Below are 7,161 nucleotides of genomic sequence, written 5' to 3' on the forward strand. Positions count from 1 at the left end.
GCGGATAAATATGAATGAAAATATGATACATGACCAAGCTAGCGGCCTCCGTCGCTTAACCAAGCCTTCACTCACAAAAGTTATCGCTGTAACCGGTGGTAAGGGAGGCGTTGGTAAATCTAATGTGACGTTAGGTATGGCTATTTGCATGGCGCGCCAAGGCAAAAAAGTCATGGTGCTAGATGCCGATTTAGGACTAGCGAACGTCGATATCATGCTAGGTATTCGTTCTAAACGAAACCTTGGGCATGTGTTGGCTGGTGAATGTGAACTTAAGGATGCGATTGTCGAAGGGCCGCACGGAATTAAAATTATTCCAGCGACATCGGGCACTCAAAGCATGACTGAACTTTCACACGCACAGCATGCTGGTTTGATTCGCGCATTCGGTTCGCTTGAAGACGAGATGGATATCTTGTTGGTTGATACCGCAGCCGGTATTTCGGACATGGTGATCAGCTTCTCAAGAGCGGCGCAAGACGTGGTTGTCGTGGTATGTGATGAACCTACCTCGATCACGGATGCATATGCTTTGATTAAGCTTTTAAGCAGAGAACACCAAGTTCAGCGATTCAAAGTTGTTGCAAATATGGTCAGAAGCTACCGCGAAGGCCGAGAATTATTTGCAAAGTTGACTTTGGTCACAGAGCGCTTCTTGAATGTGAGCCTCGAACTCGTAGCATGTATTCCTTTAGATGATAAAGTACGTCAATCAGTCAAGAGACAGAAAATCGTAGTCGATGCGTTTCCTCGCTCTCCAGCTGCATTGGCAATCAGCTCTTTGGCTAACAAAGCCTTGACCTGGCCAATACCAAAAACACCGAGCGGACACTTGGAGTTCTTTGTTGAAAGGCTGCTGAATCGTACTGAATTTATAGAGGAACCATTTGGTGAATAAAGCGCTTACTTACGACCAACACGCTAATCACAATAGCCAACAGGCTTTTTTTGAGAAGTACTCTGTGTTGGTTAAACGTATCGCTCATCACTTGTTGGGGCGATTACCGCCTAATGTATTGGTTGATGACTTAATTCAAGCTGGCATGATCGGCTTGATTGAAGCGCAACAAAACTATGATGGTACCAAAGGCGCAAGCTTTGAGACGTATGCTGGTATTCGGATTCGCGGGGCAATGTTGGATGACATTCGCCGTGGGGACTGGGTGCCGAGATCGGTTCATAAGAACAATCGAGAAATCAGCAGTGCAATTGCGGAATTAGAGGGTATCCTCAACCGCGACCCGAGTGATGCCGAAGTGGCAAAACACATGGGGCTCAGTTTAGAGCAGTATCACAGTGCTTTAACTGACATTAATTGCTCAAGACTGGTTGGAATTGAAGATTTAGGCGTCTCAGATGATGTAATATCTCCGAATGAAGACTCTCAAGATAATACGCCTTTTCAAGGGGTTGCTGATGAGTCATTCCGCCAAGCTTTGATCGATTCGATAAAACAACTTCCGGAAAGGGAAGGCCTTGTGCTTTCGCTTTATTACGACGAAGAACTCAATTTAAAAGAGATTGGGGAAGTGTTAGGTGTCAGCGAATCTCGTGTCAGCCAAATACTGAGCCAATCTATGCAGCGTTTACGCACTAAGTTAAGTGCTTGGACACAGAACGACTAACAACACTGATCCTATTCAGTGGAGGCTAATTTGAACAAAAACATGAAAATTCTCATTGTTGATGATTTTTCAACGATGCGCCGAATTGTTAAAAACCTACTTCGCGATTTAGGTTTCAACAACACTCAAGAAGCAGATGATGGCTTGACCGCGTTACCTATGCTGAAAAAAGGCGAATTTGATTTCGTGGTAACTGACTGGAACATGCCAGGCATGCAAGGGATTGACCTACTTAAACACATTCGCGCAGACGCAGAACTTAAGCACCTTCCAGTGCTTATGATCACAGCTGAAGCGAAGCGTGAGCAGATCATCGAAGCTGCGCAAGCGGGTGTTAATGGTTACATTGTGAAGCCTTTCACTGCTGCAACGCTGAAAGAGAAACTTGATAAGATTTTTGATCGCTTATAAGCATCAATAAATTTAGGCACTTCTAGGTAAACACTGACTGATAAGTTATCTGTTTATCTCGATAGCCTAAGCGCACAAAGTATGCGGAGTAAGGCCGAATTCAGGATGATTTCATTAGAACAAGCAAAAAAATTAGTAGAGCTGCTTGAGAACGATGAGCAGCAAAATGCTGATTCTCTTGTGAGAAGCATTTATGAAGATAACTTTAGTCTTCAAGACAATCCAATGCTTCAAGAAATAGGAAGTCTGACACGCGACCTCCACGACTCTTTGACTCAATTCAATTTCGATGAACGCATCAGCGTTATCGCAAATGACGAAATCCCTGATGCAAGGGATCGCCTTCAGTATGTCATTGATAAAACGGAAGTTGCGGCAAATAAGACGATGGACGCTGTCGATCGCTGTATGCCAATCGCAGACAACCTACACGAGTGTTTACTTCAAGTAAGGCCTCAATGGAATGAACTGATGCATGGCCGCATTGAGCTGGCACAATTTAAAGCTTTATGTCACCGCATTGATGGATTGCTTGTCCAAGTAGAAGGCGACAGTACTGAACTACGCGGACAATTGACTGAAATCTTGATGGCTCAGGATTTCCAAGATTTAACTGGGCAGATAATCAGCAAAGTTATTACCTTGGTGAATGAGGTGGAAGGACGTTTGGTCGAGATTCTCACGGTATTCGGTGCGAATCAAAAAGAGCCAACTCCAGAGTCAGAGAAGAAAGCATCGATTGCGCCTGAAGGTCCAATTATGAACCCAGAAGAGCGCGAAGACGCTGTCGCATCTCAAGATGAAGTCGACGATTTGTTATCCAGTCTTGGATTTTAAAGGTAACGTATGAGCTACGATTTAGACGAAGATATTCTTCAGGACTTTTTAGTCGAAGCAGGAGAGATCCTTGAACTCCTATCAGAACAACTGGTAGAGCTTGAGAATAACCCTGACGACAAAGACCTATTAAATGCTATTTTCCGTGGTTTCCATACAGTAAAAGGTGGTGCTGGTTTCCTAGCATTAACTGAGCTGGTGGATACTTGTCATGGTGCTGAGAATGTGTTCGACATTCTGCGAAACGGCCAACGCAGCGTAACATCAGGTTTGATGGATACCATGCTGCAGGCGCTAGATACAGTCAATGTACAGTTTCGCGCCGTGCAAGATCAGGAACCTTTAGTGCCAGCCGACCAATCTTTATTGGATGAACTTCACCGTCTCTGTAAACCAGAGTCTGCGGATGAAGTGGCACCAGTAGAAGCGCCTGCACCTATTATCCCTGAACCTGTTGTTGCAGCGCCTGAGCCTGTTATTGCTCCGGAACCTACTGCTGAAAGCTCAAACATCAATGCATCTTCAGTCGATGATATCTCTGAAGATGAGTTTGAACGCTTGCTTGATGAGCTTCACGGTAAAGGTGGTTCACCAACAGCGCCTTCTGCACCAACACCGCCGCCAGCACCCGCTGCACCTCAGTCTGTTGCTGACAGTGGTGATATTACTGATGACGAATTTGAAAAGTTATTAGATGAATTGCACGGTGCGGGTAAGAGCCCGACAGCGGCAAGTTCAACGCCTCCTCCACCGCCAACGCCGCCAGCAGCACCTGTTTCGGCGATGTCTGAAGGCGATGATCTGATGACTGACGAAGAGTTCGAGAAGTTACTTGACCAACTACATGGCTCAGGTAATGGACCTTCGATTGAAGAATTGGATGCCGCGACTAAGCCAGCAGAAGTTAAGGCAGTAGCACCTCAAGCTGCGCCTAAACCTGCTGCGCCAGTTGCCGTTAAAGCTGAGCCAAAACCGAGCGCTCCAGCAAAAGCTGAAGTTAAAGTGCCGGCTAAGAAGCAACAAGCTGAAGCGACAGTTCGTGTTGATACATCAACACTGGACACCATCATGAACATGGTGGGTGAACTGGTATTGGTGCGTAACCGACTAGTCAGCCTAGGCCTCAACAGCAACGACGAAGAAATGTCGAAAGCTGTCTCTAACTTAGATGTTGTTACTGCAGACCTTCAAGGTGCGGTAATGAAGACTCGTATGCAGCCGATCAAGAAAGTATTTGGTCGCTTCCCACGAGTTGTCCGTGACCTTGCTCGTAGCTTGAAGAAAGACATCGTTCTTGAAATGCGTGGCGAAGAAACGGACCTTGATAAAAACTTAGTAGAAGCACTTGCTGATCCCCTGATTCACTTGGTGAGAAACTCTGTCGATCATGGTATTGAAATGCCAAACGACCGTGTTGCTGCGGGTAAATCACAAACGGGTAAAGTGATTCTGTCTGCCTCTCAAGAAGGTGACCACATTGAACTGGCTATCGTTGATGACGGTGGCGGTATGGACCCTGATAAGCTTCGTGCTATCGCGGTTAAACGTGGCCTGATGGATGAAGATGCAGCGTCTCGCTTATCAAATAAAGAGTGTTTTAACCTGATTTTTGCTCCTGGCTTCTCAAGCAAAGAGCAGATCTCGGATATCTCTGGTCGTGGTGTGGGTATGGACGTTGTGAAAACAGCGATCAACACACTGAACGGCTCTATTGATATTGATTCAGAAATGGGACAGGGCACCAAGATCACCATCAAGGTTCCACTAACCCTAGCGATTCTACCAACCTTGATGGTCGGTGTTGCAGGTCACCCATTTGCATTGCCATTGGCATCGGTTAACGAGATTTTCCACCTAGATTTAAGCCGCACAAACGTGGTTGATGGTCAGCTGACGATCATCGTTCGCGATAAGTCTATTCCGTTGTTCTACTTGCAAAACTGGCTTGCACCTAAAGCGGGTATTGTTGAACTGCGTAAAGGGCACGGCCATGTTGTTATCGTACAACTTGGTAGCCAACGTGTTGGTTTTGTTGTCGATACGCTTATCGGTCAAGAAGAAGTCGTGATCAAGCCGCTTGATAAGCTTCTGCAAGGCACGCCAGGAATGGCAGGCGCGACAATTACAAGTGACGGACACATTGCATTGATTCTAGATGTGCCGGACTTGTTGAAGCAGTACGCAGCAGCGTCAAGAATTTAATTTAAGGATAAATATGGCGATTAAAGTATTAGTCGTTGATGATTCGAGTTTTTTTCGTCGTCGCGTTAGCGAGATCATCAACTCAGAGGCTCGCCTAGAAGTCATTGATGTTGCAGTAAACGGTAAAGAAGCCGTTGAGAAAGCGAAACAGCTAAGACCTGACGTAATCACTATGGACATTGAAATGCCTGTCATGGACGGTATCACTGCCGTTCGTGAAATCATGGCCGCGTCTCCAACGCCTATTTTGATGTTTTCATCGTTAACGCATGATGGAGCGAGAGCAACGTTAGATGCGTTAGATGCAGGTGCTCTCGACTTCCTTCCTAAGAAGTTTGAAGACATTGCACGTAACCGCGACGATGCAGTTGCATTGCTTCAACAGCGTGTGATTCAGATTGCAGCGAAGCGTGCATTTATGCGTCGTGCTCCTATTGCGCCGAGAGCGACTGCGACGACTTCAACATCTACGCTATTGCGCCAGCCGATTTCAACAGCAGCTTCGACTTCGACAGCGAAGCCTGCGGTTGCATCAACGGCGAAATTCAGAGCGTCAGGTAAGAAGTATCAATTAACAGCCATTGGTACTTCGACTGGCGGCCCTGTTGCTCTACAGAAGATTTTGACTCGCATCCCTGCACACTACCCACATCCAATTGTGTTAGTTCAGCATATGCCAGCAACATTCACAGCGGCTTTTGCTAGTCGCTTGAACACCTTGTGTAAGATTGAAGTTCGCGAAGCGCAAGACGGTGATGTGTTAAAACCTGGCGTGGCGTATCTTGCTCCAGGTGGTAAACAGATGATGGTTGATGGCCGCGCAGGGTCTGCACGTCTAAGAATTATCGATGGCGGCGACCGCATGAACTACAAGCCTTGTGTGGATGTCACATTCGGCTCTGCAGCGAAGATCTACGGCGACAAAGTGTTGTCTATGATCCTGACTGGTATGGGCGCAGATGGTCGAGAAGGTTCGCGTATGTTGAAAACTGCGGGCTCGACAATTTGGGCACAAGACGAAGATAGCTGTGTTGTATACGGTATGCCTCAAGCTGTAGCAAAAGCTGGCATTTCTACTGAAGACCTCCCTCTAGACCGTATCGCGGAAAGGATCTTGGTCGAAGTTGGGTTAGCTTAGGTAAATCGAAATGATTGTTTGGAGTGTTGCAAACCAAAAAGGTGGTGTTGGTAAAACGACCACGACCGTGACTCTAGCAGGTTTACTTGCGTTGAAGGGGCACCGTGTTCTGTTGGTTGATACTGACCCACATGCATCACTGACCACCTATCTGGGTTACGACTCAGATACGGTGGAATCGAGCCTGTTTGATCTGTTCCAGTTGCGTGAGTTTAATGCGCAGACGGTAAGACCTTTGCTTCTACAAACGGAAGTCGAAGGTATCGATATTATCCCCGCGCACATGTCTTTGGCGACATTAGACCGTGTAATGGGAAATCGAAGCGGCATGGGGTTGATCTTGAAGCGTGCTTTGGCCGCTTTGAAAGACGACTATGACTATGTGTTGATTGATTGCCCGCCAATTCTTGGTGTGATGATGGTCAATGCATTGGCTGCTAGCGATCGTATATTGATTCCGGTACAGACTGAGTTTTTGGCGATGAAGGGCTTAGAGCGTATGATTCGCACTTTGACCATCATGCAGAAGTCTCGAAAAACACCGTTTAAGGTTACGATTGTCCCAACGATGTACGACAAGCGAACCAAAGCCTCACTGCAAACATTAACGCAGCTCAAAGATGATTACCCAAACCAAGTTTGGACGTCTGCTGTGCCTATTGATACCAAGTTTCGAGATGCGAGCCTAAAGCGCTTGCCAGCCTCTCATTTTGCATCGGGTAGCCGTGGTGTATTTGCTTATAAACAGTTGCTTATTTATCTCGAAAGGTTGGCGATAAATGAGCGCGAATAAAGAATCAACATTGGCGCAGCCAAGTCTCTCCAGTGAACAAGCACTGGATGATTATTTTACTGCGCTGTTAGGTGATGAAAGCTTTGAATCTGACGATTTTTTTGTTGACGAGTCGAGCGACGAATCACAATCTGAAGAGCCAGAGCCAGAGCCAG

General features: G+C 46.5%; 7 protein-coding genes and 1 pseudogene. All 8 read left to right on the top strand.

All coding sequences use genetic code 11. The features are described 5' to 3' along the window. Positions 1–10 precede the first annotated feature (10 nt). Positions 11–898, top strand: coding sequence for a MinD/ParA family protein (locus AB4167_RS19545; protein WP_017060668.1), 888 nt, complete (start codon positions 11–13; stop codon positions 896–898). Continuing rightward, complete coding sequence (locus AB4167_RS19550; protein WP_017060667.1) at positions 891–1,625, top strand: RNA polymerase sigma factor FliA; 735 nt, start codon at positions 891–893, stop codon at positions 1,623–1,625. Before AB4167_RS19545 ends, AB4167_RS19550 begins: the two co-directional genes overlap by 8 nt. 42 nt (positions 1,626–1,667) lie before the next feature. Continuing rightward, a complete protein-coding gene (gene cheY / locus AB4167_RS19555; protein WP_016767062.1) occupies positions 1,668–2,036 on the top strand; it encodes a chemotaxis response regulator CheY in 369 nt (122 codons plus the stop codon). A gap of 105 nt (positions 2,037–2,141) precedes the next feature. Then, entirely contained in the window at positions 2,142–2,873 is a 732-nt protein-coding gene (locus tag AB4167_RS19560) for a protein phosphatase CheZ (RefSeq protein WP_017064113.1), read from the top strand. Positions 2,874–2,882: 9 nt separating this feature from the next. Continuing rightward, positions 2,883–5,075, top strand: a complete 2,193-nt coding sequence (locus AB4167_RS19565; protein ID WP_017064112.1) for a chemotaxis protein CheA — start codon at positions 2,883–2,885, stop codon at positions 5,073–5,075. A gap of 13 nt (positions 5,076–5,088) precedes the next feature. Beyond that, entirely contained in the window at positions 5,089–6,213 is a 1,125-nt protein-coding gene (locus AB4167_RS19570; protein WP_102321169.1) for a chemotaxis response regulator protein-glutamate methylesterase, read from the top strand. 10 nt (positions 6,214–6,223) lie between these two features. Further along, positions 6,224–7,006 carry a ParA family protein gene (locus AB4167_RS19575; RefSeq protein WP_017064111.1) on the top strand — a complete coding sequence of 261 codons (783 nt, stop codon included), beginning with the start codon at positions 6,224–6,226 and terminating at the stop codon, positions 7,004–7,006. After that, positions 6,993–7,161, top strand: a pseudogene (locus AB4167_RS19580) (chemotaxis protein CheW); the annotation flags it as partial. The gene AB4167_RS19575 and the pseudogene AB4167_RS19580, both read left to right, overlap by 14 nt.

Source organism: Vibrio sp. 10N.286.49.E11 (genome assembly GCF_041469505.1).
Classification (GTDB): domain Bacteria; phylum Pseudomonadota; class Gammaproteobacteria; order Enterobacterales; family Vibrionaceae; genus Vibrio; species Vibrio crassostreae_C.

Coding starts and splice junctions, on each gene's coding strand:
- cheY (WP_016767062.1), top strand. CDS start 1,668: ATGAAAATTCTCATTGTTGATGATTTTTCAACGATGCGCCGAATTGTT.
- AB4167_RS19570 (WP_102321169.1), top strand. CDS start 5,089: ATGGCGATTAAAGTATTAGTCGTTGATGATTCGAGTTTTTTTCGTCGT.
- AB4167_RS19545 (WP_017060668.1), top strand. CDS start 11: ATGAATGAAAATATGATACATGACCAAGCTAGCGGCCTCCGTCGCTTA.
- AB4167_RS19575 (WP_017064111.1), top strand. CDS start 6,224: ATGATTGTTTGGAGTGTTGCAAACCAAAAAGGTGGTGTTGGTAAAACG.
- AB4167_RS19565 (WP_017064112.1), top strand. CDS start 2,883: ATGAGCTACGATTTAGACGAAGATATTCTTCAGGACTTTTTAGTCGAA.
- AB4167_RS19560 (WP_017064113.1), top strand. CDS start 2,142: ATGATTTCATTAGAACAAGCAAAAAAATTAGTAGAGCTGCTTGAGAAC.